This window comes from Arthrobacter sp. Z5-13 (genome assembly GCF_056499105.1).
Window position 1 is genome coordinate 3,950,587 of sequence record NZ_CP096460.1, and the last position, 22,291, is coordinate 3,972,877.

Consider the following 22,291-nt stretch of genomic DNA (forward strand, 5'->3'; position numbering starts at 1 on the left):
GTTTTGGTGCTCCACGTAAGGTGAGCTTGGAGTATGGATTTCACTGCACTCGTTGTGGACGTACCGCCACAGCCCTGGACCGGCCGTTTCGACGGCGAAGAAGAGGAACACCGCCGCTGGTGGCAGGCCGTCAAGCCCTACCCGGGGATGCCTCTGGTTCCGGATGCCGCGGGGACGGCCACAGGCCCTCGAGTTGCCCCCCAAGCGGTTTTGCAGGCCAGTCCGGACAGCCGTCCCGCAGTGATCCTCGGTTTTTGCAGCGATGAAGGCGTCCGGCGGAACAACGGCCGCCTCGGTGCTGCCGCCGCTCCGGCTGCCCTCCGGACTTCCCTGGGTTCACTCGCTTTTCACCTGAACCGCCGTGTCTTCGACGCCGGCGACGTGGCGGTGGACGGCACACGATTGGAGGCCGGGCAGGCCCGCGCAGGACTGGCAGTGTCTGCAATGCTCGACGCCGGCAACCTCCCCGTGGTGCTGGGCGGCGGGCACGAGACAGCGTTCGCCAGCTACCTTGGCGTTGCACATTCTGCGGCTGTACTCCAGGGCAAACGGCTCGGAGTCCTCAACCTGGACGCCCACTTCGATCTCAGGGACCATCCGGAACCCACCTCGGGAACCCCGTTCCTCCAGATGGCCAACGCCGAAGCCGCTGCTGACCGGGAACTCAACTACGCCGTCGTCGGGATTTCTGAACCAAACAACACCGGGGCACTGTTCAACACCGCCAGGCGGCTGGGAGTTAAGTACCTGCTGGATGAGGATTGCTCGGTGGAGCGGACCCGGGACTTCGTGGCGGAGTTCCTGGACGGTGTGGACATCGTGTACCTCACCATCGATCTGGACGTACTGCCTGCCGCCGTGGCCCCCGGTGTCAGCGCACCCGCCGCCTACGGCGTCCCACTGGCCGTTATCACAGCCATCTGCCGGCAGGTAGCCGCCAGCGGCAAGCTTTTCCACCTCGATGTGGCCGAGCTGAATCCGGTTCTGGACATCGATCAGCGCACAGCGAGGGTGGCAGCACGGCTCATCAACACCCTGTTGTCGAACTGAGGTTCAGGAAAATTCAACCACCGCAGTGGACCACGGAGCCAGCTCGAAGGTGAGACCGCCGTCGTCATTCCGTTCGATTCTTGCGCCGGAGCCCGCCGGCTCCCCTATCACCGTGAGCCGGGCGGAAGCAGCGCCGGCGCCCGCGGGCAAACCTTCGGCGAAGGATACCTGCACCGTCTCGTTTTCCGGCCCGAGGTTCCCTGCGAACAACCACAAGCCAGAGGCATCGGAAACAGGGTAAAGAGTTACCGGGCTGCCCTCTGAGTGGTCCTGCCCCACTGAGTGCACAGCCTCGCCTTTCAACCTGGCCAACCGCCCTAAAAGCTCGCCGGCAGGCGTCGGGCGGCCATCGGGAGTCCGGATCCCGCGGGGAGGCCAGGCTTCGAAGTAGCTGATGGAGGCCACCCCTTCCAGGGTCAGGCTGCTGATGCTGCCAAGCGTCCACGCCGCCGTAAAGGCGTGGTCCTGCAGCTCATCGGAATCTGGTGCCTGGCCGGGAGCATGAATCCGTGGCTTCAGGGTGATAGGGCCGATGTGAACCGGCTTTCCCCCACCAAGGCGCAAGGCGTTCAAGGCAGTGAGCCGCTGAATGGGGATGGTTTCCACGATGTGGGCAATCTCGGTGCTGTGGGCTTGCGGTGTGAGGCTGTACGCCAGTGCATCTGCATCGCGGAATGCCGCCGCATCCTTGGCCCACTTGTTCAAGTCAGTGAAGTGGGAACGGGTTCCGGCGACTATTTCGCCACTGAAGCCCATGGCCTCAAGAGTTCTTTTAAGGTCGGGGAGCAAAGCCGGGTCACTGCAATCTGTGTCCGGGCTGAAGATTCCCAGCCGCCGGACGGGCCTTAGCTTTTCCGCTTCTGCAATCAGCTCGGGCAGCCCTCCCAGGTCCTCCGCCACGATCCGCACATCCAGCGCGGCGCCGTGAATGGCGGCCTCGGTGGCGGCCGCCTGGAGCCGTGCGGTCCGGACTTCAGAAGGCCCGTAAAGTTCGACGACGACGGCGTCCAGGCCTTCCAGTGCCAGCACCGGTTGAGCGTGGGCAGCGGCCACTTCCCCCTGGGTGCCTGTTGGATCAACGGAGACCCCGAGGGGTGGGACGGTGCCAACTGCCGGGCCCACCGAGAACACCGAGACGGAAGGTCGAAGGGATACAGCCGTCATGTCCGGGGACTCAATGCTTGCGGCCTCCAGACTTACCGACTGGCGGACAGTATCGCCTGGTTCCACGTCAACCGGGATAGGGTCCGCCGACGGCGTGCTATAGGTCTTGAAGGAGGCATCGGTCCAGTTCCGCTGGTCCTCGGTTTCGAAAACATCCCCGGCAAAGGAGAGGTCAAAGGCCGTTCCAGCGTCGGCCCACTCGAGGGACGCGATGTCGGTGAAGATGAGCTCCGGGCTGATGTCCTCCGGGAAACGCCTGGTGGAGACATTGCCGGCCGGCGAAACAGCAGTAAGTTCCCGCCCCGATTCGCTCGCGGGGTGGAGCACCACCAGTCCGATCCGGTTTCGCCGGAAAGCCGTTTTGGCCCTGCCGTTGAATTCCACATCCACCGTGAGCGGGGTCAACCGCACCTTGAACATTGCCTCGTAGCGGGCTTCCGCGCCGGCATAATCCACATGGAATCTGACGGTGACGCCGTCGTCGTCCTCCAAAAAAGCCAGGTCGCGGACTGCCGGCTGAAGCGTCCGCCACTGGTGGTCCCGGATCACTCCCTTGATGGCGCGAAGTACAGGACGGCCGGCATACGTGATGTTGGCCAGTTCGTCCCCCACAAGCTCTGCCGTCCAGTTGCCGACGGCGAATGTCCTGACTTCCGGGGCCAAGCGGTTCTGCAGTTCCGTGGCATGGTTCAGGTCCGGGAGGCTCATGGCTTTGACCCTATCCGAAGGTGGCCGGGCCCTCAACGGAGCGTGGGAAGATTCGTGGGGGAGAAAATGACCAGGGCGCCACACCTGGAGCCGAAGCAGAAACATGCGGGCAAAAAAGGAAACTTTTGGCCACGTCTTGAATGTGGGCCCCGACACATGACATCATCAGGCCACAGGATAACGATTTCCTCAAAGCTTTTGGGAGCGGTCCTCGAGGTTGAGGGTCCTGATTCACGGGATCTGGGAAATTTCCTTGTCCTCAGCATTTTTGCATCCCTTTAGCGTAAGTAAGACCTGCATCCCAAGGAAGTGAACAGATGAGAACAGCACACAAGAAGGTGCTTTCAGTAGCTGCAGCAATCGCAGCAATCGGCCTTGTCAGCGGTTGCGGCAGTGCCGCTGCCCCGGCAGCCCCAACAGCGGACGCTGGTCCGGTAACGATCGATGTGTGGGGGTGGGACGCCGAATCCACGCCGAACGTTGTGGCCGCGTACAACGCCAGCCAGGACAAGATCAAGGTCAACTACGTTCTTCAGGCCAGCCTCAAAGCCACCCAGACGAACTTCAGGAACGTCATGGAGTCGAAGAAGGACATCCCCTGCTACATAGGGGGCATCGCACCCATGGCCACCACGCTTGTCAACGGTTGGGCCCAGGACATCACTGAGTACATCAACCCCATCAAGGACGTTTACAGCAAGGGCGCGCAGGCGACCGCACAGGTTGAGGGTAAGTTCTTCGGCTTCCCGGCGGGACCCTCGGCAACGTTCATGATGGCCAACAAAGCTGTTTATGAGAAGCACGGACTGGCCGTTCCGAAAACGTGGGAAGAGTTTGTCACCACCGGCAAGGAGCTGAAGAAGCACGGCGTCACGGTGATGAACCTCGCCGGAGAAGACCCCTCAACACTCCTGCAGATGTCCCAGCAGGCCGGTGCCAGCTGGTTCGAGATCGATGGGGACAAGTGGAAAGTCAACCTCCAGGACGACTCCACCATGAAGGCCGTGGACATCATCCAGCAGATGGTGGACAACGATCTGGTAGCCCACCAGACCTACCAGGACAGGCCCGCCCTGTACTCCTATTTTGACAGTGGCCAGCTTGCCACGGTTCCTCTCGCATGGTGGTCCATGGCCGGATACCAGACCAACTTCAAGGCCTCCCTCGGACAGTGGGAAGCAGTGGACGTTCCTCAGTTCAAGGATGCCAAGGAGTTTGTGAGCTCCGGCATGGCAGATCCCGGATTCGTTCCGGTCGGCTGCGAAAACCCCGCCGCTGCCGTTGAATACGTCCACTGGACCGCCACCTCCAAGGAAGCCATAGAAGCAGGCAGAAACAAGAAAACCGGGGCAATCGGCGTTCCCACCGCCCTCGCTGACGTTTCCACCTATACGGAGGACGTAGTCCCGGACAAGATGTTCGGTGCCCAGCCCGCAGCCGAGGTCGGCAAGGTCATCTCCAAGGCGCAGAATGCTGCCGTCGGCAAGTTCGAGCGCGGCCCGAACTACGACGCCTGGTTCCCGGAGATGCAGGACCAGTGGGGCAAGGCGATGGCCAAGCAGATAACCCTGAAGGAGGCCATGGCCAACGTCCAGACCTTCATCACCAAGGACCTTGACAGCAAGGGCATCAAGTACGAGGTCAGCAAGTAACTACCCCGGTTCTCTTCGGAGATCCGCTACAGAGAGGAGACGCGGATGTCTTCCAGTTTAGAAGTCCGTAATACCCTAGACGGCAAAAAGCAGGAGCCTTCAAGGCCGGGACGGACACAAGGAAGCTCCGCGTCTCCCCGCTTGTCGTGGCGCAGCATTCAACGGATCAAGGGCGCATCGTTCACCTGGCCATTCGTTGTTGGTTTTGTGGTTTTCACCATCCTTCCCGTGGTGGTCGGTCTGGCCCAGAGCATGTACGCGTCCAAGACCAGCGGCCTGGGCTTCGGGGCGGCGACCATCAGCTTTGCCGGATTCGACAACTTTGCCCGCGGGCTCGTGGATGTGGTCTTTTGGGAGTCCATGCTGCGGGTGAGCATCTACGCCGTGGTGATCGTCCCCGTGATCCAGGTAGTCAGCCTGGTGCTGGCGCTCCTCATTGATGCCGTCCAGCGCCGCATAGCCAACAGGTTCCGCCTGATCCTGCTGGTTCCGTACATGATTCCGGGCATCGTGGCCACCATGATCTGGATCTATCTCTACAGCCCGGTGGTGGGGCCGTTGACTCCCGTCCTGAGTTTCTTCGGGCTTGACGTCGACTTCTTCAGCGGTGAGATGATCTGGGTGTCCATTGGAAACCTTGCACTCTGGGGCGCCATCGGTTTCAACATGCTGATCCTCTACGGAGCACTGCAGGCTGTCCCCCGGGAAATTTTTGACGCCGCCAGGGTGGATGGCGCTTCGGAGTTCCGGATCGCGATGTCCATCAAAGTGCCTTATGTCCAGACGTCCCTGGTGTTGACGGGACTCCTGTCCATCATCGGAACGCTGCAGATCTTCGCTGAGCCCACCCTGTTCCGGTCCATCTCACCGGAGACCATCACCAAGGACTTCACGCCCAGCATGGTGATCTACAACCAGGCATTCCAGGTGGGAAACCTTAACTATGCCGCAGCCCAGTCCATCATCCTCGCCGCCGTGGTGGGGGTAGCTTCGGTGATCATTTACCGACTGACAAAAAAGGTCGACTCATGACCCTCACTTCCGTTACAGCCGACTCACCTCGAACCGAAGAAGAGGTGCAGAAATCCGTCCTCAAGTCCCGCCGTCGCCCCCGTCCGAAGAAAATCCGCGAGGGTGATGACTCGTCCGAACTGAGCGGTAAGCGTGGCGGTTCCCGGGTAGTGGTCATCATCGGGCTAGTGCTGTTCGCCCTGTATTCCATAGGTCCTGCGTGGTGGTTGATCGTTTCGTCAACCAAAAGCAAGGAAGACCTCTACACCACTGACGCCATGTGGTTCTCCAACTTCAGCCTGTTCGACAACCTGTACTCCCTTTTCACCTACCAGGACGGCATCTTCGGACTGTGGATGTGGAACTCCACCCTCTATGCCTTTGCCGGTTCCATCGGGCATACCCTGATCTCCCTGGCGGCGGGGTATGGGCTGGCCATGTACTCCTTCCGGGGCAAGGGAACCACCATGGGCTTTATCATCGGTTCGTTCCTGATTCCGGGAGCCCTGCTGACCATTCCGTCCTACCTGCTCTTTGTGCAGTTGGGCATGTACGACACCATCTGGGCCATGATTATCCCTGCCTTCTTCAGCCCTTTCGCGGTGTATCTGGCCAAGATTTACACCGAGGGGGCGGTGCCCAGTGAATTGCTGGAGGCTGCAAGGATCGACGGCGCGGGTGAATACCGGATCTTCTTCCAGATTGCGTTCCGGCTCCTGACAACAGCGGGTGCCACCATTTTCCTCCTGCACTTCGTGGGCTCATGGAACGCCTTCTTCGGCCCGATGGTGTTTCTGCGCGGAACTGACAAATGGCCAGTGATGCTAGGCCTGTACTCATGGCTTCAGCGTGGCACGGACTCCACGGTGGACCTCACCGGCATGGTGATTACCGGCTCGTTGGTGGCCACCATCCCCATGGTGGTCCTGATGATCGCCATGCAGCGCTACTGGCGCTCCGGCGTGGCCATGGGCAGCCTCAAGTAGGGAGTTCCCACGTTCGACGGCGGCTGCCTTAGACGGCAGTCGCCTCAGACGGCAGTGCGGGGGGCTTCGCCCTCGTCGCCAAACTTCTCCACGGCCTTCTCAACGCGAAGGCGGTCAAGCCAGTTCATCACCGGTGCGGTGGTGGCTCCATGAAGGACCACCGACGCTGCCACTACCAGGCCCACAAGGGCCCAGAGCTGGCTGGCTTGGCCGCCGAATTCGCCCTTACCCAGGGCGTAAGCGAGGTAGTAGAGGGAGCCGATCCCCCGGATCCCGAAGAAGGAGATCGCGATGCGTTCCCGAGGACCGGTTGTTCCTCCTAAGAGGCCGATCCAGCCCGCAAGTGGCCGCACCAGCAACAGGAACAAGGCGGCCAAGGCTACTTCGGGCCAGCCGATTCCGCCCAGGAGGCCCCTGGCTATGGCGCCGCCCAACAGCACCAGGATGACCACCGTCAGCAGCCGCTCGAGCTGTTCGACATACGCATGCAATATCCGGTGGTACCCATGCGTGTGTTCAGCGGCCCTGATGGTCACAGCGCAAACGAAGACAGCGATAAACCCATAGCCTTCCACCATCTCTGTCACCCCGTAGGCGAGGAAAGTGGCGGCCAACGCCACAAACCCCTCAGAGTGGTTCGACAGCCTCACACTTTCGTGGCGGGCAGAAAAGAAGATCCGGGCGAAGACCTTTCCGGCAGCAAACCCCAGGACCAGGCCAACGCCGATGCGCCACAGCACATCCACGCCGAACCACTGCGGAAACCAGGCCTCTGGTGACGTGCCCATGACGCTGAGGGCGATGGCCAGATACACGAAGGGAAACGCAAGCCCGTCGTTAAGGCCGGCCTCCGATGTCAGGCCGAACCGGACCTCATCCTCCTTGTCAGCATCCTCCTTTTGGTCCGCAGGCTCCCCCACCTGCACTTCCGAGGCCAGCACAGGATCCGTGGGAGCCAGGCATGCCGCAATCAAGACGGCGGCCGCCAGGCTTAACCCCAGGAGCCAGAGGCCTAAAAGCATTAGTCCGAGGATGGACAAGGGCATGGCGATCCCCAGCATGCGCCACGTGGTGGCCCACCTCAACCTCCCGAACGGCCGGTCCAGCGCAAGGCCTGCACCCATAAGCGAGATGATGACGCAGACTTCGGTCAGGTGCGTGACGAATTCCCCGTTCGCTGCAGGGTCAGGGTTGGGCAGATCCGGAATGATGCTGAACGCCAGAAATCCCGAGCCAAGAAACACCATGGGCATGGAAAACGGAGCATTCTGCAGCAGCTTGGGAGCAATGGCAGCGACAAAAACGGCGATTCCAGCGGCCGCAAAAATGATGCTTGGAGCCTCAAACACCTCCACCCCCTCCTGCCCGTCACCAGGCGTCTCAATGATCCGGGCATCCGTGAATCCTGTACTGCACTGGATCCCCACGTTGGCTTAGGGATCCGCCGCATCCTCAGGGACCCCAGTATGAAGCCTTCCAAGTCAGCTCGGCCAGAGCCTCCTGGCCTCGAACCCCTGGATGGAAGTAGTCAACGGTACTGACATCCTCTGCTTGAAATCTGTAGCCGTAGACGGCTCCGCTGTCCCACCTGCAGTTCCGGAACCGGGCGCATGACCCTGCGAGGACCGCGTTGAATTCCTGTTGGCGTTGGACCACTAATTGGCGGTCCGCTTCGGTATTGGACAGGCTGAGCATGGACTGGCAAATGTTAGAGCCCGCCCACTTCCCGCTTGCCGAAGAGTTCCCGTGCAGCACAGCCCACAACTGATACAGGTCCGGGATGCTGCTGATGAATACGCGGGAACGCGGAAGCCGCTCGTCAAGGGTGGCAAGAGCAGTCATAACGTGCCCTTCAAATTCTTTGACCGTCGTCATGCTTGCCGGAGACGAAGCACAAAGATCATTCGCTCCAATCAGTATGGTGACGTATTCGGCGCGTTGGGATGCGGCAGCAGCAGCCTGGGCCGGCAGGCCGGCCGCTGTGGCTCCGCTGACTGCGTTGTTGTTTCGTGTAATCCCGGGTTCCAGTTTGAACAGACGCCGGTAGTGGCTGTGGATGCCTTCAGGTGCGCTGGAGCCGGTAGACCAGGAGAGTTCCGGCTGGTCCCCCGATTGGCAGCAGGCTGAGTGCGCACGCGTGATGGAATCCCCCAGCGCGGCCATGCTCCGCGGAAAGGAAGCCCGTGGCGGCTGAATTCCGACAGCCAGCAGCACCAGGAGCAGGACCACCACTATTTTGGTGACATTGCGCATGGGACCGCCTCGAAAGTGTCGGTACTGCCTGGTTCATCTTCGATGAGGGCTACACCAGAGACGGTACGCGCAGTGGCCCGACGTCGTCGATGGCAGAGAGTTGGGAGCGCAGCTGATATGCCAGGCGTCTTACCTGAGGCACGTGCAGGGTCTAAAATTGCCTGGTCCCCCAACGGCATGCCCTACAAGAAAGCCGACACTATGAGCTCTGCAGCCATCGACCCCCTGGCCTCCCCGCCACGGTCAATCAGCCTTAACTTTGCCGCCGCAGAGGAAATCCACCTCGGAATCGAAGACGCCGTCAAGACCCTCATCATCGCAGCCAGCCAGGACGGAACCTGTGGCATCCGGGTGACCCGCCACGAGCCCGGGGCCTTCACCGTTGCTTTGGATGAAACCGTGCCTTTCGGCGAGACATATGAGGATCTGGCCTGATTTTCGGCCGGACACTTTTCCGCTTGCGAATATTCATTTCCAAAACAAGAATCCCCGCCCTCTAACCAATCCCCTAATAAAGGGAAATAGCTAAAGGGCGGGGACTTTTGAGCGTCTGGTTTATTCGAGATTAGCTCCGGCGTACCCTGACGCCGTCGGACTTCATAAACAACTGAGTCTCCGAGGGCCCCGTTGGCACCAGCCACAAGACTTGCGCACTGAGCGAGACTTCCTCGACTTCGCCAGCGGCAATAACATGTGCGTGCTTGAGAATTTCCACCCGCTCCCCCGGCTTCAATGTTCCCCAATCGGAAACCGTGCCGGCGTGCGCGATGCGCCTGGACAGAACTGTCCCGCGTGCTTTCATTGAACTTCTACCCCTTTGTGGATGTTCGCTGCCACAACATCTTTGGTGCGGCCTTTGTTACACCCTCTTTTTTACTACAGATTCCGGGCCCCCGTTGACCGTGTTGCCTCTTGTTTCGGGGGCACCGGCAGTTCTGCAGCTTCTTTGAATTACCTTCGGCTTCAGGCGAGAATTCCGACGGCGGATTCGGCAGCCTCGCGAATTGCACCGGAGGCCACGAGGCGGTCAGCCGCTTCCAGTTCCGGTGAGAGGAAACGATCGGTGCCGGGGCCCTCGACGACGGCTCGCAAGGCCGAGATGACCGCGGACCCCGCCGGTCCCGGCGTAAGTTCCCCGCCGGACTCCTGCGTGCGGATATCCAGGGCTCGGGCAGACGTCACCAGCTCGATGGCCAGCACGCGGCGAAGGTTCTCTACTGCCCGGCGAAGCTTGCGTGCCGCATGCCAGCCCATGGACACATGGTCCTCCTGCATTGCAGAGCTGGGGATCGAATCCACCGACGCCGGTACAGCCAGCCGCTTGTTGTCGGAGACGAGCCCCGCCTGGGTGTACTGGGCGATCATCATTCCGGAATCGACGCCGGGATCGCTCGCAAGGAAGGCGGGCAACCCGTGGGAGCGTGCGGGGTCCAGCATACGGTCGGTGCGGCGTTCGGCAATGGAGCTGAGGTCCGCCACCGCGATGGCAAGGAAGTCCAGCACGTAGCCCACGGGGGCGCCATGGAAGTTGCCGTTGGAGCTCACCCGTCCATCCGGAAGGACTACCGGGTTATCAATTGCAGCCGCCAGTTCGCGCGAGGCAACCAGGGCAGCGTGATCTACGGTGTCGCGGACCGCGCCCGCCACCTGGGGTGCACACCTGAGTGAGTAGGCGTCCTGGACCTTGGTGTCGTTGATGCGGTGAGAGGCCACAATCGCCGAGTTGGAGAGGACCCGCAGCATGTTGTCAGCACTGGCCGCCTGGCCGGGGTGCGGCCGGAGCGCGGCGTGGAGTTCGGGCAGGAACACCTGATCCGTTCCGAGCAGCGCCTCGACGCTGAGCGCTGCGGTGATATCCGCCGTCGTCAGCAGGTGGCGGATGTCTGCGATAGCCATCAGGAGCATCCCGAGCATTCCTTCGGTGCCATTGACCAGCGCCAGTCCTTCTTTTTCGGCGAGGGTCACGGGGGCGATGCCGTGTGCGGCGAGCAGTTCGGCAACAGTGCTTTCGCCCCGCCCGCCGTAGGTCACGCCGTCAGGTCCTGCGGCTTCCCCTTCGCCCATGAGTACCAGGGCGCAGTGCGAAAGCGGGGCAAGATCGCCGGAGCAGCCCAGCGAACCGAACTCACGGACCACCGGGGTGATCCCGGCGTTCAACACGTCCACCATGGTCTGCAGGACCACGGGGCGGACGCCGGTACGGCCGGAGGCAAGCGTCTTGGCGCGCAGGAACATGATGCCGCGGACCACTTCGCGTTCCACTGCAGGACCCATGCCGGCCGCGTGGCTGCGGATCAGCGACTTCTGCAGTTGCGTGCGAAGTTCATTGGGGATGTGCCGGTTGGCGAGGGCACCGAAGCCGGTTGAAATGCCATAGGCGGGCACGTCACTGTGAGCCAGACCGTCTATATGGGCGCGGACTTTAGCCACTGTGTCCAGCGCGTCCTCGGAAATTATCACCTTGGCGTTGTGGCGTGCGACGGCGAGGACATCTTCAGGGGTGATCCCGCTGGAGCCGAGGGTAACGGTGCGTGGTGCGTGGGTTGTAAGTGTCATGATTCCTACTTGCTTTCCTGGTGTTCGGCCATCGGGATGCGGACGCCGCGTTCTTTGGCGACGTCGAGGGCGCGCTCGTAGCCGGCGTCGGCGTGGCGGATGACGCCCATGCCGGGGTCGTTGGTGAGGAGCCGTTCGAGCTTTTGGGCAGCGAGGTCCGTGCCGTCGGCCACAGAGACCTGCCCGGCGTGGATGGACCGGCCGATCCCCACGCCGCCGCCGTGGTGCAGCGACACCCAGGTGGCTCCCGAGGCGGTGTTCAGCAGGGCGTTGAGCATGGGCCAGTCAGCGATCGCGTCCGAACCGTCGGCCATCGCCTCGGTCTCACGGTACGGGGAAGCGACGGAGCCGGAGTCCAGGTGGTCACGGCCGATCACGATGGGGGCCTTGACCTTGCCTTCCTTGACGAGCTGGTTGAACAGGAGACCGGCCTTGGCGCGGTCGCCGTAGCCAAGCCAGCAGATCCGGGCCGGGAGGCCTTCGAACTCGACCCTTTCCTGGGCTGCGTCGATCCAGCGGTGCAGGTGCTTGTTCTCCGGGAAGAGTTCCTTAATGGCCTCATCGGTGACCCGGATATCCTCCGGATCCCCTGAGAGCGCCACCCAGCGGAACGGGCCCAGGCCTTCGCAGAACAGCGGGCGGATGTAGGCGGGGACGAAGCCCGGGAACTCGAACGCCCGGGCGTAGCCGCCTTTGCGGGCTTCGTCGCGGATGGAGTTGCCGTAGTCGAAGACCTCGGCCCCGGCGTCCTGGAACTCCACCATCGCCTGCACATGGCGGGCCATGGAGGCCTGGGCCTTCTTGGTGAAGCCTTCCGGATCCGCCTCGGCCTCACGGTGCCACTCTGCCACGGAGATGCCCTCCGGCAGGTAGGACAACGGATCATGGGCGGAGGTCTGGTCTGTAACAATATCCACGGTAAGTTCCCCGGCGTTGTGGCGGCGCAGGATCTCCGGGAACACCTCCGCGGCGTTCCCTACATACCCCACCGACCAGCCACGGCGTTCTTCCTTGGCCTTTTGCACCTTGGCGATCGCGGCGTCGAGGTCTGTTTCCACCTCGTCCAGGTAGCGTTTGCCGGCGCGGCGACGCAAGCGGGTCTCGTCGACGTCGACAATCAGGCAGGCGCCGTCGTTCAGGGTGACGGCGAGTGGCTGGGCCCCGCCCATCCCGCCGCAGCCACCGGTCAGCGTCAGGGTGCCCGCAAGGGTGCCGTTTTCATCCCCTGTCAGCTTCCGGGCGATTGCGGCGAAGGTCTCGAACGTGCCCTGCAGGATGCCCTGGGTGCCGATGTAAATCCACGAACCCGCGGTCATCTGCCCGTACATCATCAGGCCCTCGGCCTCGAGCCGGCGGAACTCAGGCCAGTTCGCCCAGTCGCCCACCAGGTTGGAGTTCGCCAGCAGTACACGCGGCGCCCACTCGTTCGTGCGGAACACACCCACCGGCTTGCCCGACTGGACCAGCAGCGTCTCATCCGCCTCCATGGTCTCCAGCGTGCGGGTGATCGCATCAAACGCAGCCCAGGACCGGACCGCACGTCCCGTGCCGCCATAAACCACCAGGTCATCCGGACGCTCGGCGACCTCAGGATCCAGGTTGTTCATCAGCATGCGCAACGGGGCTTCCGTCTGCCAGGACTTGGCGGTGAGCTCGGTGCCGCGGGCAGCTTTGACCGGGCGGGCACCGGTTGTGAAATCGGCGGGTGCCATGAGGGGCTCCTTCGGGTGTCAGGGGTAGTTCCGGATAAGTTCTCCTGTATCTACTAAAGCCTGTTCGCAAGAGGCTTGACAGGGGTTCCGTGAGGGCGATGTCCGGTATATCAGACACTCGTCAAGTCATGACCCAGATGCCAGTAGTTGTGGTTTTGGGCGCCTAAAACAGAACCGCTGCGAGCTAGTTGGGGTGTGGGCGTCCATGGATGCGGATCGACAGATCGTCTGCCACTTTCTGGACCCGGGCCGCGAGCTCTGCCCATTGATCCGCGGGCAGTTTGTCCTCCAGGAACGTGACAGCGACGGCTGCAGTGGGCCACCCAACATGGTCAGTCACGGCGGCGGCGATTGAACCGAAGCCGGGAGTCACTTCACCATGTTCTGTGGCGTAGCCTCGTTGCCGCACCTGGTCCAGATGAGAGGACAAAGCCGAGTACTTCATGATGGCGCCTTCCACTTCGTGGCGCGCAGTGAAGGCGGCAGCATTCGGGTACAGCGCCCGGACCTGCGACTTCGGCAAGGCAGCAAGGATGGCGCGGCCGCTGGCGGTGAGGTGGCTGGGCAGGCGGACGCCGACGTCGGTCACCAGGGAGGGCCTGTTCTTTGCACGTTCCTCCACGATGTACAGCACGTCCCTGCCATGGAGCACCGCCAGGTGTGCGCTCTCCCCCAGGACGTCGACGAGGGAGGCCAGCATGGGGCGGCCCAGGCGGGAAAGGGGTTCCTGCCGTGAATAGGCCGAGCTCAGCTCGAAGGCGCTGATCCCCAAGCCGTAGCGCTGCTCCTCATGCAGGTGCAGGACGAAACCGTTGGCCTCCATTACGCCCAGGAGGTGGTAGACGCTGGAGCGTGGCAATCCGAGTGCGGTGGCAATGTTCGACGCCGCCATCGGCCCACGCTTGGATGCCAGCAGTTTGAGGATTCGAAGGGTATTTTCAGCGGCAGGGACTTTGGACGCAGCCTTGCGTTGAGAGGTCCTGGCGGGGGTGGTGGCGCTGCTCGCTTGCATGGTCCTCTTTGCTCCTGTGTGTCCGGTATCCCGTACTCAAGGATGCACTACGGCGAACTAATTCACTGTGCTTGGATCAAAATGAGAGCCGGCGGAGGTCCTCTGCCGTGAGGAATTCTTCGGAATCCTCGGGGAAGAGTCCCAGGATGAAATCTGCTGCCTGCCCAATAGGCCATCCGGATGCAGAGTGCCGTTCGCCGGCTCCCCCGCTCATCTTGCGGTGGGGAAACTTCACTGCGGGAACGGCCAAATGATTTCCGGCCCTTGAAACTAATTCTCGCTTCTTCATGATGGGGTCCTTTTTGCGTTTCAAAGCTTTGCGGACGTGATAGTTGGAAGTTAGTTCGCGGGTCAGCCCGGCTCCTCACAGGTGACAACTACGGCATCAGCCACGCACAACATTTTGCGGCCCATGCCATCGTCGGGCCAGATCCACACAATCGAGCCGTCATGCATGACGTCGTCGATTATGCCGGCGCCCTTGAAGCCATCTGCTTCAAACAACACCCGACTGCCAGCGGAAAAACCGTGGGGCTGATCTTTCCTTGCTGCAGCACCGACAGGTGGGGTTTCGTCAAGCTTGCTGACCTGCAGAGCCGGCAGAACCTCATTTTTTATCGGCTTGGGCGGGGGTGTCCGCACCAGGCCCCGCCTGACGCGTTTGGTCTTTGAAAGGGAGGAATGGATTGACATTGGATTACCTCGTGTACTGGGGTTGGGGAGAGCTTGGTAAAGGTGATACGCCAACCGGAGGATTACCGGCTGTGACAGACGCAGGACTTGCTCTTCGCACCAGAACTGGGGTCTCCAGCCGGAGCAACTTCTTGGTTCCATCCTAGCAATTGTCAACAATCTACGATAGACCGTAAGGGTAGTTATTTTTCCCCGCGAATCACTGCCCCGGCAAGCTCAGCCGCCCAACTGAAGCACTCTCTTGAAGCAGCCGGCCGGGGTCTGGCATCCGGACCCAAGCGGGAGTAGCGTCGATTGGAGAATGCGTCGAGCAGGTTCAGCAACGGGATCCCCGGCAGGTCGGGGCGAAGGTTCGCTGGTGCCAGTCTGTTGAAGGAGCCTGGGATGGCTGGATGGAATGCTGACACGGCGGCGGGTCCCCTGGGGGCCACAGTCACATTGGTAGAAGGTTCTTCCTTCTGCATTTCGCTGCCGAACGGGGACATATTTCCTGAACATCCCCATGGCGCTTTCTATCTCGACACCCGGATCCTGTCCGGCTGGCGCCTCACGGTAAATGGCCAGGCTGTTGAGCCCCTCGCGGCGGAGACAAAGGAGCCATACCGCGCGCTGCTGGCCGGCCGGATTCCCCGCGCGGACGGGTACGCCGACAGCCCCCTCATCGTGGAGCGGCTGCGCGAAGTGGGCGCCGGCATCCAGGAGCAGGTCACAGTTCGCAACTACTCGGTGGAACCCGCTGAATGCCTGATAAGGGTTGAGGTTGAGGCAGATTTTGCCGATCTTTTTGAGGTGAAAGAGGCGCGGATCCAGCGGCGGTGGACAGAAAACCGGGAGGTCGACGGAGATACTCTGTCTATCCGCTCTGTCTGGCAGGACATCCGGAAGGGCATTCTGGTCCAGGCTCCTAAAGCCGAGGTCACTCCGGAAGGTTTGACCTACCGGGTAACCGTGGCACCGCACGAGCAGTGGAGCACAGTCCTCACAGTGGTACCCAGCAGCGAGGCAGCGAGCCCTCCCCCGCCGTCGTTCATTCATGCCGACTTCGAAGGGCTGTCCCCCCGGGACCTGAGGCGGAAGGAGTGGGTGGAGAAGATCCCCGAGCTTCATATGACCAACCGCTCCATTGAACGGACCCTGCGGCGCAGCTACGACGATCTGGGCGCCCTCCGCATCGAGGATCCGAACCATCCCGAGCGTGTAGTGGTGGCAGCCGGCGCCCCCTGGTTCATGACGCTGTTTGGCCGTGACTCCCTTTGGGCCTCGATTATGGCCACGGCCGTTGATCCTTCCCTGGCCCTAGGCACGCTGCAGACGCTGGCAGACCGGCAGGGCAGAGTGGTGGATCGCATGAGCGAGGAAGAGCCGGGGAAGATCCTTCACGAGGTCCGGCTCGACGTCTCCAGCGGCTTGTCCCTGGGTGGCAAGTCCGTCTACTACGGAAGTGTGGACGCCACGCCACTGTTCGTCATTGTGATCGGAGTGATCAGCCGGTGGGGGTTCGCCCCCGACACCATCGCCGCCCTGCTGCCTCACGCAGACCGTGCGTTGAAGTGGATGACAGACTATGGGGACAAGGACGGCGACGGCTTCGTCGAGTACGAGCGCCTCAACCCCCAGGGACTGATCAACCAAGGGTGGAAGGACTCGTGGGACGGCATCAACTTTGCCAACGGCAAGATGGCCGAGGGGCCAATCGCGCTCTGTGAGGTGCAGGCCTATGTCTACGACGCTTATATGGCGCGTTCCTGGCTGGCGTACGATGCCGGAGACGTGACCTTCGCGGCCGAACTCGCCGAAAAGGCGGCACAGTTCAAAAAGCGGTTCAACGAGCAATTCTGGATGCCGGACCGTGGCTACTACGCTGTGGCCCTCGACGGTAAGAAGCGCCAGGTCGATGCCTGCGCTTCCAATATGGGGCACTGTCTCTGGCACGGCATCGTGGATGAGGACAAGGCGCCCCTCGTGGTGGAGCGGCTGATGTCCCCGGAAATGTTCAGCGGCTGGGGCATCCGGACATTGGCGAGCGACATGGGCGCTTACAACCCGGCGAGCTACCATAACGGCTCTGTCTGGCCGCACGACAACGCCATCATCCAGGCGGGCATGCTGCGTTACGGTTTTGTGGCAGAGGCACAGCGGGTCTCCACTGCCCTGCTGGAGGCCGCCGATTATTCAGACGGCCGCTTGCCTGAGCTGTTCTGTGGCTTCAGCCGGGAGCAGTTCGCCGAACCGGTGCCCTACCCGACTGCCTGCTCCCCTCAAGCCTGGGCAGCTACAACACCGATTCAACTGGTGACGAGCCTGATGGGATACGACGCCCACGTTTCCCGCGGCGGAGTGTGGCTGGATCCTGTAATTCCGGAATCCTACGGCGACCTCCACATCACCAATGCGCCCATGGCCGGTGGCCGCATCACCATAGACATCGCCAATTCCGTGCCTATAGTCCAGAACCTGCCGGACGGAATGGTGTTCCACCAAGGGCACCGGCCATGGATGGCCGAACTTGTGGAGCAGGAGGGGCTGCGCCGAAAGGCCTAGCCTCCCGTCGAGGCACGCATCTAGCGTGCTGCGACGAATCCGAGTTTCTTGTCGACGATGTTTTCGAGTGGTTCGCCGTTGCAGTAGCGTTTGAGGTTTTCCACGAAGAGCTGGCCAAGGTCGTCCAAATAGTCTTCGGTGTCTCCGCTCATGTGCGGGGTGATGATGACGTTCTCCATGCTCCAGAGCGGGTGTCCGGCCGGGAGCGGTTCCGGGTCCACAACGTCCAGGGCTGCGCCGGCGATGGAGCCGGTGGCCAGCGCATGGGTGAGCGCGTTGGTGTCCACGAGTTGGCCGCGGCCTACGTTGATGAGCCTGGCTGAGGGTTTCATCGCGGCGAGCACGTCAGCGCCCACGAGCCCGGTGGTGTCAGCGGTCAGCGGTGCGGCGAGGACGAGGTAGTCATAGTCCGCTGCGACGCTGGCCAGGTCCCGGGAGGAGTGGATGAGATCGAAGTCGGCGTCTCCGGGCCGGGTTGTCCGGCCGGCGCCGCTGACTTCCATGCCGACGGCGCGGAACAGGCGGGCGATCTCGCGGCCGATGGATCCGGTGCCGACAACGAGTGCTCTCTGGCCCTGGATTTTGCGGGTGACCCGGTGCTGCCAGCGCTGTTCCTGCTGAAGCCGGAAGGATCCGTGGGAGTCCTTGGCCATGTCCAGGACGAACCCCAGGGCGAACTCGGCGATGGCCCGGCTGAGCACTCCCCGGGAGTTGGTGTAGATGACGTCGCTGCGGACGAGGTCGTCGAAGAGGAGCTGGCTGACGCCGGCGGCGGAGACATGGATCCACTCCAGGGTGGACGCAGCGGCCCAGTTCTCCTTCAACGCGGGTGAGAAGGAATGCCACTGGTAGAGCACGTCCGCGCCGTCCATTGCCTCGGCGAGTCCGTCTGCCTTGGTGAGGCGGACCTCGGCGAGTTCCCGGACCTCTGCGATGCGTGGCGGGAGCGCCTCACGGTACAGGGCCGCGACCACCGGCCGCCTGTTACCGGTTGTCATGCTGTGACCGGGGTGAGGGCGTCGATGGCAGTGAGGATGGCCGCGGTGAATTCGGTGGTGGTTGCGGTTCCGCCGATATCGCGGGTGCCGTGGCCCTCGCGCAGGGCTGATTCGAACGCGACCTGGAGGTGGGCGGCGGCTGCGGGGTGGCCGAGGTGTTCGAGCATCATGGCCCCTGACCAGATTTGTCCGACCGGGTTGGCGAGGTTCCTTCCGGCGATATCGGGGGCGGACCCGTGGACTGGTTCGAACAGGGAGGGGAAGTCCCCTTCGGGGTTCAGGTTCGCACTTGGTGCCAGGCCGATGGAGCCGGTCACGGAGCTGCCCAAGTCCGAGAGGATGTCTCCGAAGAGGTTGGAGGCGACGATAACGTCCAGTGTCCAGGGCTTCAGGACCAGGTGCGCGGCGAGGGCATCGACGAGCTCGTGGGTCACGCTCACGCCGGGGTACTGGTTGACGGTCTCTTGAACCACTTCGTCCCAGAACGGCATGGTGTGCACGATGCCGTTGCTTTTAGTCGCGGACGTCAGCTTGCCGGTGCGGGACGATGCCAGGGCTGCGGCGTAGTGCGCGGCGCGGGAGACGCCGAGGCGGGTGAAGATGGTTTCCTGCACGGCGCTTTCGTGCGGCAGGCCCCGGTACATCCGTCCGCCAACCTCGGAGTATTCACCCTCGTTGTTTTCCCGCACGATCAGGATATCGATCGGGTTGGCCGAGGCGAGCGGTGAGGAGACGCCGTCGAGCGTTTTGACCGGGCGGAGGTTGATGTACTGCTGGAATTCCCGCCGGATCGGGATCAGCAAACCCCACAGCGATTCGGTGTCCGGAACCTCCGGTGAGCCCACAGCACCCAGGAAAATCGCGTCATGCTTCGCGAGCTGGTCGATTCCATCCGCGGGCATCATTCGCCCGTGCCGGCCGTAGTAGTCCGAGCCCCAGTCAAAATAGGTGAACGCCAGGTCCAGTCCGTGGATCGAGGCGATCCGCTCCAGGCACGTGATGGCCGCGGGGACGACCTCCTTGCCGATCCCGTCCCCGGCGATCACCGCGATACTGTGCTTGCTGGTTTCGTTGGTCATGGTGTGGTCCTTTCTGTCAGGCCGCCGAGGACCTGCCAGCGGGCCTGTGACTCGCCGAGGTTGATGATGGTGTTTTTGGGTTCTGTCATTTCGCGGACGGCGTGGCGGACGCCTTCGCGGCCTACCCCTGATTTTTTGAACCCGCCAAAGGGCATGGAGTCGATCCGGACGTCGGACGTTTCGTTGATGACCACCGCGCCGACGTGGAGTTTCTCGGCGATGGCCAGGGCCAGGTCGATGGACTGGGTGAAGACCCCGGCCTGGAGGCCGAACTCGGTGTTGTTGGCTTCGAACACGGCGTCCCGGACCTCGATGAACGGCAGGATGCTGACCACCGGGCCGAAGACCTCGTCCCGGATGACCCGGGCGTGGGAGGGCACATCGGTCAGGACTGTCGGTTCGTAGTAGGCGTTCCGCCGGGTCCCGCCGGTGTGGACCGTGGCGCCGGCCGCGACGGCTTCTTCCACCCATTCCTCAACCCGTTGGGCTTCGGCTTCAGAGATCAGCGGGCCAACGTCCGTGGCCCGGTCAAGCTTCGGCCCGGTCCGCAGCTTCCTGGTCCCGGCCGTGACCAGCTCCAGGACCTGCTCGAAGAGTGAGGTGTGCACGTAGACGCGCTGGACCGAGAGGCAGTTCTGCCCTGCTACCCCGAACGCGCCGGCCACAATGGCAGTCGCGGCGGCCTGCGCGTCAGCGTCGGCACACACGATCGTGGCGTTGTTCCCGCCGAGTTCGGAGAGGATTTTCTTCGCCCCGGCCGCCGCGGCGATCCGTTCGGCCGTTACGGGGCCGCCGGTGAAGGAAATCAGGTCCACCCGCGGGTCAGTGACAACGGCCTCGGACACACCCGGACCGGTGACGATCGCGGCGATCCGGCCCGAGGGGACACCGGCCTCCAGCAGCAGCTGGACAAAAGCCAGCCCCACCAAAGGTGTGCGGGTGGAAGGCTTCAACAGGACACCGTTGCCGCCAATGATGGCCGGGCCCAGCTTGTGCGCCACCAGGTTCAGCGGATCATTGAACGGCGTGATCGCCGCGACAATGCCCACCGGTTTCCGGCTGTACCAGCCGATCTTCCCGGCCCCGGCCATGCTGTCCTCAAAGCCCAGAGTCTCCCCTGCGAGCTCCTCGGACGCAGCCCCGGACAGCCGCAAGGTCTCGGCGCAGCGCCGCACCTCACGCTCCGCCTCAGTGATGGTCTTGCTGCTCTCGGAAGCGATGATGTTGGCGAAACGCTCAGCCTGCTCCCCCAACAGCACCACCGCCCGCTCCAACGCCTCACGACGGGCACGCAGCGGCCACTCGTCCTCTTGGAGGTGGCGGTGGATGTGCAAGGTGGCACGCTCCACGTCCTGTGACGTGGAGGTGCACACCCGGCCGAGCAGGACACCGTCTTCGGGATCCCGCACCTCCAAGGTCAACTCCGAGGTCTGCCACTGACCCTCGAAAAAAGCTCCCCCTGGCAGGTTGGCAAATCGTGCACGCCTGTAGGCAGATTCCTCTGTAGTTTTTGGGCGCGATTCAGCGACAGTTGGTGATGACATGGGGACCCTTATCTTGCCTGGAGGTGAGAAACGTCTATTTGACTCGGTCGATAATTTTTGCCGCTGCGCCAATGAAGGGCAGGAACCATGGCGGGCCGAAGTGTCCCGGCACTGGCGGATTCTTCAGGTCTTCCCACACGTTGGCGCTCTTGTCGCCGGCCATGTAGTGGGCCATCCGCTTACCCATGTGCGCTGCCATCTGGACGCCGTGGCCGCTGTAGCAGAGCGAGTAGAAAAGGCCGTCATGCTGGCCAGCATGGACCATCTGGTCCATGGACAGGTCCACCAGCCCGCCCCAGATGTAGTCCACCTTGGCGTTGGAAAGGTACGGGAAGAGTTCAAGCATGGCCTTGCGGAGGATCTCGGCGCTCTTGACGTCCGAATCCGGGCTGGACAGGGCGAAACGGGCCCGGCCGCCGAACAGCAGACGGTTATCCGGGGTAATCCGGAAGTAGTAGGTCAGCATCTTGCTGTCCGAGGCCTGGCGGCGGTTGGGCAGGATCCGGTTGACCACGTCTTCGGGCAATGGGTCAGTGACAATGATGAAGCTGCCCACGGGGATCACGCGGCGCTGCAGCCATGGCGTGACGTTGCCGGTGTAACCGCTGGTGGCCACCAGGACCTGCTTGGCGCGGGTGATGCCACGGGTGGTGTGCACGTCGTGCACAGTACCGGAGACCTTCTTCAGTTCCGTCACCGCAGCGTTCTCACAGATATCGGCTCCAGCGGCAACAGCCACTCCGGCCAAGCCGTGCACGAACTTGCCCACGTGCAGGCCAGCGCCGAGGGGATCAACCATCGCGCCCTGGTAGAAGTCCGTTCCGATTTCACTGTGGATCTCGGACTTCGGGATAACCGTCACATGGTGGTCGGCCAGCTTTGCCAGTTTTTCCTGCGACCTCAGGAAGCCCTCGTAGTGGGACTTGTGGAAGGCCAGGGAGAGCTTTCCAAAGCGGTTGTAGTCGCAGTCGATGCCGTTGTCATGCACCAGTTTTTCAATGGTGTCGATGGCGTCGTTGTATTCCTGGAACATCTCCACGGCACGGGTGGCGCCGTAGCGCTTGACGGCCGTGCTGAAGCTGATGGCCAACCCGGTAGTTGCCATTCCCCCGTTGCGTCCCGACGCGCCCCACCCTACGGTGTGGCGTTCGAAAACGGCAACGCTCGCGCCCTGCTTGGCAAATTCCAGGGCTGCTGACAGCCCGGTAAATCCGGCGCCGATGATGGCGACGTCGACATTCTCCGGTACCGGCGTCTGCCGGTAGTCTCCGGATGCTTCGGCTGTATCCAGCCAGTAAGGAATGAGTTTCACGGTTTGACCTTTCGCCTCGA

Annotated in this window: 19 protein-coding genes; 6 read left to right on the forward strand and 13 right to left on the reverse strand. The window is 62.4% G+C overall.

All coding sequences use genetic code 11. The annotated features are described in order from the left end of the window. Positions 1–33: 33 nt before the first annotated feature. Positions 34–1,050, forward strand: coding sequence for a formimidoylglutamase (gene hutG / locus M1E02_RS18395; RefSeq protein WP_479375619.1), 1,017 nt, complete (start codon positions 34–36; stop codon positions 1,048–1,050). A 3-nt stretch (positions 1,051–1,053) separates the two neighbouring features. On the opposite strand, the gene M1E02_RS18400 is transcribed toward hutG, so the two are convergent. After that, a complete protein-coding gene (locus M1E02_RS18400; protein WP_479375620.1) occupies positions 1,054–2,922 on the reverse strand; it encodes a D-apionate lactonase family protein in 1,869 nt (622 codons plus the stop codon). Between the two features lie 317 nt (positions 2,923–3,239). On the opposite strand from M1E02_RS18400, the gene M1E02_RS18405 reads away from it, so the two are divergent. The 3 genes from M1E02_RS18405 to M1E02_RS18415 are packed head-to-tail and all read left to right on the forward strand — an operon-like array spanning position 3,240 to position 6,571. Next, positions 3,240–4,574, forward strand: a complete 1,335-nt coding sequence (locus M1E02_RS18405; RefSeq protein WP_479375621.1) for an ABC transporter substrate-binding protein — start codon at positions 3,240–3,242, stop codon at positions 4,572–4,574. Between the two features lie 45 nt (positions 4,575–4,619). Then, positions 4,620–5,606 (forward strand): carbohydrate ABC transporter permease, encoded by a 987-nt coding sequence (locus M1E02_RS18410; RefSeq protein ID WP_479375622.1) that lies wholly within the window; start codon positions 4,620–4,622, stop codon positions 5,604–5,606. After that, a complete protein-coding gene (locus M1E02_RS18415) occupies positions 5,603–6,571 on the forward strand; it encodes a carbohydrate ABC transporter permease (RefSeq protein ID WP_479375623.1) in 969 nt (322 codons plus the stop codon). The genes M1E02_RS18410 and M1E02_RS18415 overlap by 4 nt, the downstream gene beginning before the upstream one ends. 44 nt (positions 6,572–6,615) lie before the next feature. Here M1E02_RS18415 and M1E02_RS18420 read toward each other — a convergent pair whose 3' ends face one another. Continuing rightward, positions 6,616–7,920: a cation:proton antiporter gene (locus M1E02_RS18420; RefSeq protein ID WP_479375624.1), complete on the reverse strand. Its 1,305-nt coding sequence runs from the start codon at positions 7,918–7,920 to the stop codon at positions 6,616–6,618. A 103-nt stretch (positions 7,921–8,023) separates the two neighbouring features. Further along, complete coding sequence (locus M1E02_RS18425) at positions 8,024–8,824, reverse strand: GDSL-type esterase/lipase family protein (protein WP_479375625.1); 801 nt, start codon at positions 8,822–8,824, stop codon at positions 8,024–8,026. Positions 8,825–9,025: 201 nt separating this feature from the next. Between M1E02_RS18425 and M1E02_RS18430 the strand changes: the two genes are divergently transcribed. Beyond that, positions 9,026–9,259 (forward strand): hypothetical protein, encoded by a 234-nt coding sequence (locus tag M1E02_RS18430; RefSeq protein WP_479375626.1) that lies wholly within the window; start codon positions 9,026–9,028, stop codon positions 9,257–9,259. 130 nt (positions 9,260–9,389) lie between these two features. Here M1E02_RS18430 and M1E02_RS18435 read toward each other — a convergent pair whose 3' ends face one another. From M1E02_RS18435 to M1E02_RS18460, 6 genes are all read right to left on the reverse strand, one after another. Next, a complete protein-coding gene (locus M1E02_RS18435) occupies positions 9,390–9,626 on the reverse strand; it encodes a hypothetical protein (RefSeq protein ID WP_479375627.1) in 237 nt (78 codons plus the stop codon). Between the two features lie 161 nt (positions 9,627–9,787). After that, positions 9,788–11,380: a histidine ammonia-lyase gene (gene hutH / locus M1E02_RS18440; protein ID WP_479375628.1), complete on the reverse strand. Its 1,593-nt coding sequence runs from the start codon at positions 11,378–11,380 to the stop codon at positions 9,788–9,790. A 5-nt stretch (positions 11,381–11,385) separates the two neighbouring features. Beyond that, positions 11,386–13,092, reverse strand: coding sequence for a urocanate hydratase (locus M1E02_RS18445; RefSeq protein ID WP_479375629.1), 1,707 nt, complete (start codon positions 13,090–13,092; stop codon positions 11,386–11,388). 184 nt (positions 13,093–13,276) lie between these two features. Beyond that, positions 13,277–14,104 carry an IclR family transcriptional regulator gene (locus M1E02_RS18450; RefSeq protein ID WP_479375630.1) on the reverse strand — a complete coding sequence of 276 codons (828 nt, stop codon included), beginning with the start codon at positions 14,102–14,104 and terminating at the stop codon, positions 13,277–13,279. 76 nt (positions 14,105–14,180) lie between these two features. Beyond that, positions 14,181–14,393, reverse strand: a complete 213-nt coding sequence (locus M1E02_RS18455; protein WP_479375631.1) for a hypothetical protein — start codon at positions 14,391–14,393, stop codon at positions 14,181–14,183. 62 nt (positions 14,394–14,455) lie between these two features. After that, positions 14,456–14,797 (reverse strand): hypothetical protein, encoded by a 342-nt coding sequence (locus M1E02_RS18460; protein ID WP_479375632.1) that lies wholly within the window; start codon positions 14,795–14,797, stop codon positions 14,456–14,458. A 384-nt stretch (positions 14,798–15,181) separates the two neighbouring features. On the opposite strand from M1E02_RS18460, the gene M1E02_RS18465 reads away from it, so the two are divergent. Next, complete coding sequence (locus M1E02_RS18465; protein WP_479375633.1) at positions 15,182–17,338, forward strand: amylo-alpha-1,6-glucosidase; 2,157 nt, start codon at positions 15,182–15,184, stop codon at positions 17,336–17,338. Positions 17,339–17,358: 20 nt separating this feature from the next. Here M1E02_RS18465 and M1E02_RS18470 read toward each other — a convergent pair whose 3' ends face one another. The 4 genes from M1E02_RS18470 to M1E02_RS18485 are packed head-to-tail and all read right to left on the reverse strand — an operon-like array spanning position 17,359 to position 22,271. Beyond that, entirely contained in the window at positions 17,359–18,336 is a 978-nt protein-coding gene (locus M1E02_RS18470) for a D-2-hydroxyacid dehydrogenase (protein WP_479375634.1), read from the reverse strand. After that, entirely contained in the window at positions 18,333–19,415 is a 1,083-nt protein-coding gene (locus M1E02_RS18475; RefSeq protein ID WP_479375635.1) for a tartrate dehydrogenase, read from the reverse strand. The genes M1E02_RS18470 and M1E02_RS18475 overlap by 4 nt, the downstream gene beginning before the upstream one ends. Then, positions 19,412–20,959 carry an aldehyde dehydrogenase family protein gene (locus M1E02_RS18480; RefSeq protein ID WP_479375636.1) on the reverse strand — a complete coding sequence of 516 codons (1,548 nt, stop codon included), beginning with the start codon at positions 20,957–20,959 and terminating at the stop codon, positions 19,412–19,414. The genes M1E02_RS18475 and M1E02_RS18480 overlap by 4 nt, the downstream gene beginning before the upstream one ends. Before the next feature lie 34 nt (positions 20,960–20,993). Then, complete coding sequence (locus M1E02_RS18485) at positions 20,994–22,271, reverse strand: NAD(P)/FAD-dependent oxidoreductase (protein WP_479375637.1); 1,278 nt, start codon at positions 22,269–22,271, stop codon at positions 20,994–20,996. Between the last annotated feature and the right edge of the window lie 20 nt (positions 22,272–22,291).

Coding starts and splice junctions, on each gene's coding strand:
- M1E02_RS18445 (WP_479375629.1), bottom strand. CDS start 13,092: ATGGCACCCGCCGATTTCACAACCGGTGCCCGCCCGGTCAAAGCTGCC.
- hutH (WP_479375628.1), bottom strand. CDS start 11,380: ATGACACTTACAACCCACGCACCACGCACCGTTACCCTCGGCTCCAGC.
- M1E02_RS18400 (WP_479375620.1), bottom strand. CDS start 2,922: ATGAGCCTCCCGGACCTGAACCATGCCACGGAACTGCAGAACCGCTTG.
- M1E02_RS18455 (WP_479375631.1), bottom strand. CDS start 14,393: ATGAAGAAGCGAGAATTAGTTTCAAGGGCCGGAAATCATTTGGCCGTT.
- M1E02_RS18470 (WP_479375634.1), bottom strand. CDS start 18,336: ATGACAACCGGTAACAGGCGGCCGGTGGTCGCGGCCCTGTACCGTGAG.
- M1E02_RS18410 (WP_479375622.1), top strand. CDS start 4,620: ATGTCTTCCAGTTTAGAAGTCCGTAATACCCTAGACGGCAAAAAGCAG.
- M1E02_RS18450 (WP_479375630.1), bottom strand. CDS start 14,104: ATGCAAGCGAGCAGCGCCACCACCCCCGCCAGGACCTCTCAACGCAAG.
- M1E02_RS18475 (WP_479375635.1), bottom strand. CDS start 19,415: ATGACCAACGAAACCAGCAAGCACAGTATCGCGGTGATCGCCGGGGAC.
- M1E02_RS18460 (WP_479375632.1), bottom strand. CDS start 14,797: ATGTCAATCCATTCCTCCCTTTCAAAGACCAAACGCGTCAGGCGGGGC.
- M1E02_RS18425 (WP_479375625.1), bottom strand. CDS start 8,824: ATGCGCAATGTCACCAAAATAGTGGTGGTCCTGCTCCTGGTGCTGCTG.
- M1E02_RS18480 (WP_479375636.1), bottom strand. CDS start 20,959: ATGTCATCACCAACTGTCGCTGAATCGCGCCCAAAAACTACAGAGGAA.
- M1E02_RS18435 (WP_479375627.1), bottom strand. CDS start 9,626: ATGAAAGCACGCGGGACAGTTCTGTCCAGGCGCATCGCGCACGCCGGC.
- M1E02_RS18405 (WP_479375621.1), top strand. CDS start 3,240: ATGAGAACAGCACACAAGAAGGTGCTTTCAGTAGCTGCAGCAATCGCA.
- M1E02_RS18415 (WP_479375623.1), top strand. CDS start 5,603: ATGACCCTCACTTCCGTTACAGCCGACTCACCTCGAACCGAAGAAGAG.
- M1E02_RS18465 (WP_479375633.1), top strand. CDS start 15,182: ATGGCTGGATGGAATGCTGACACGGCGGCGGGTCCCCTGGGGGCCACA.
- M1E02_RS18430 (WP_479375626.1), top strand. CDS start 9,026: ATGAGCTCTGCAGCCATCGACCCCCTGGCCTCCCCGCCACGGTCAATC.
- hutG (WP_479375619.1), top strand. CDS start 34: ATGGATTTCACTGCACTCGTTGTGGACGTACCGCCACAGCCCTGGACC.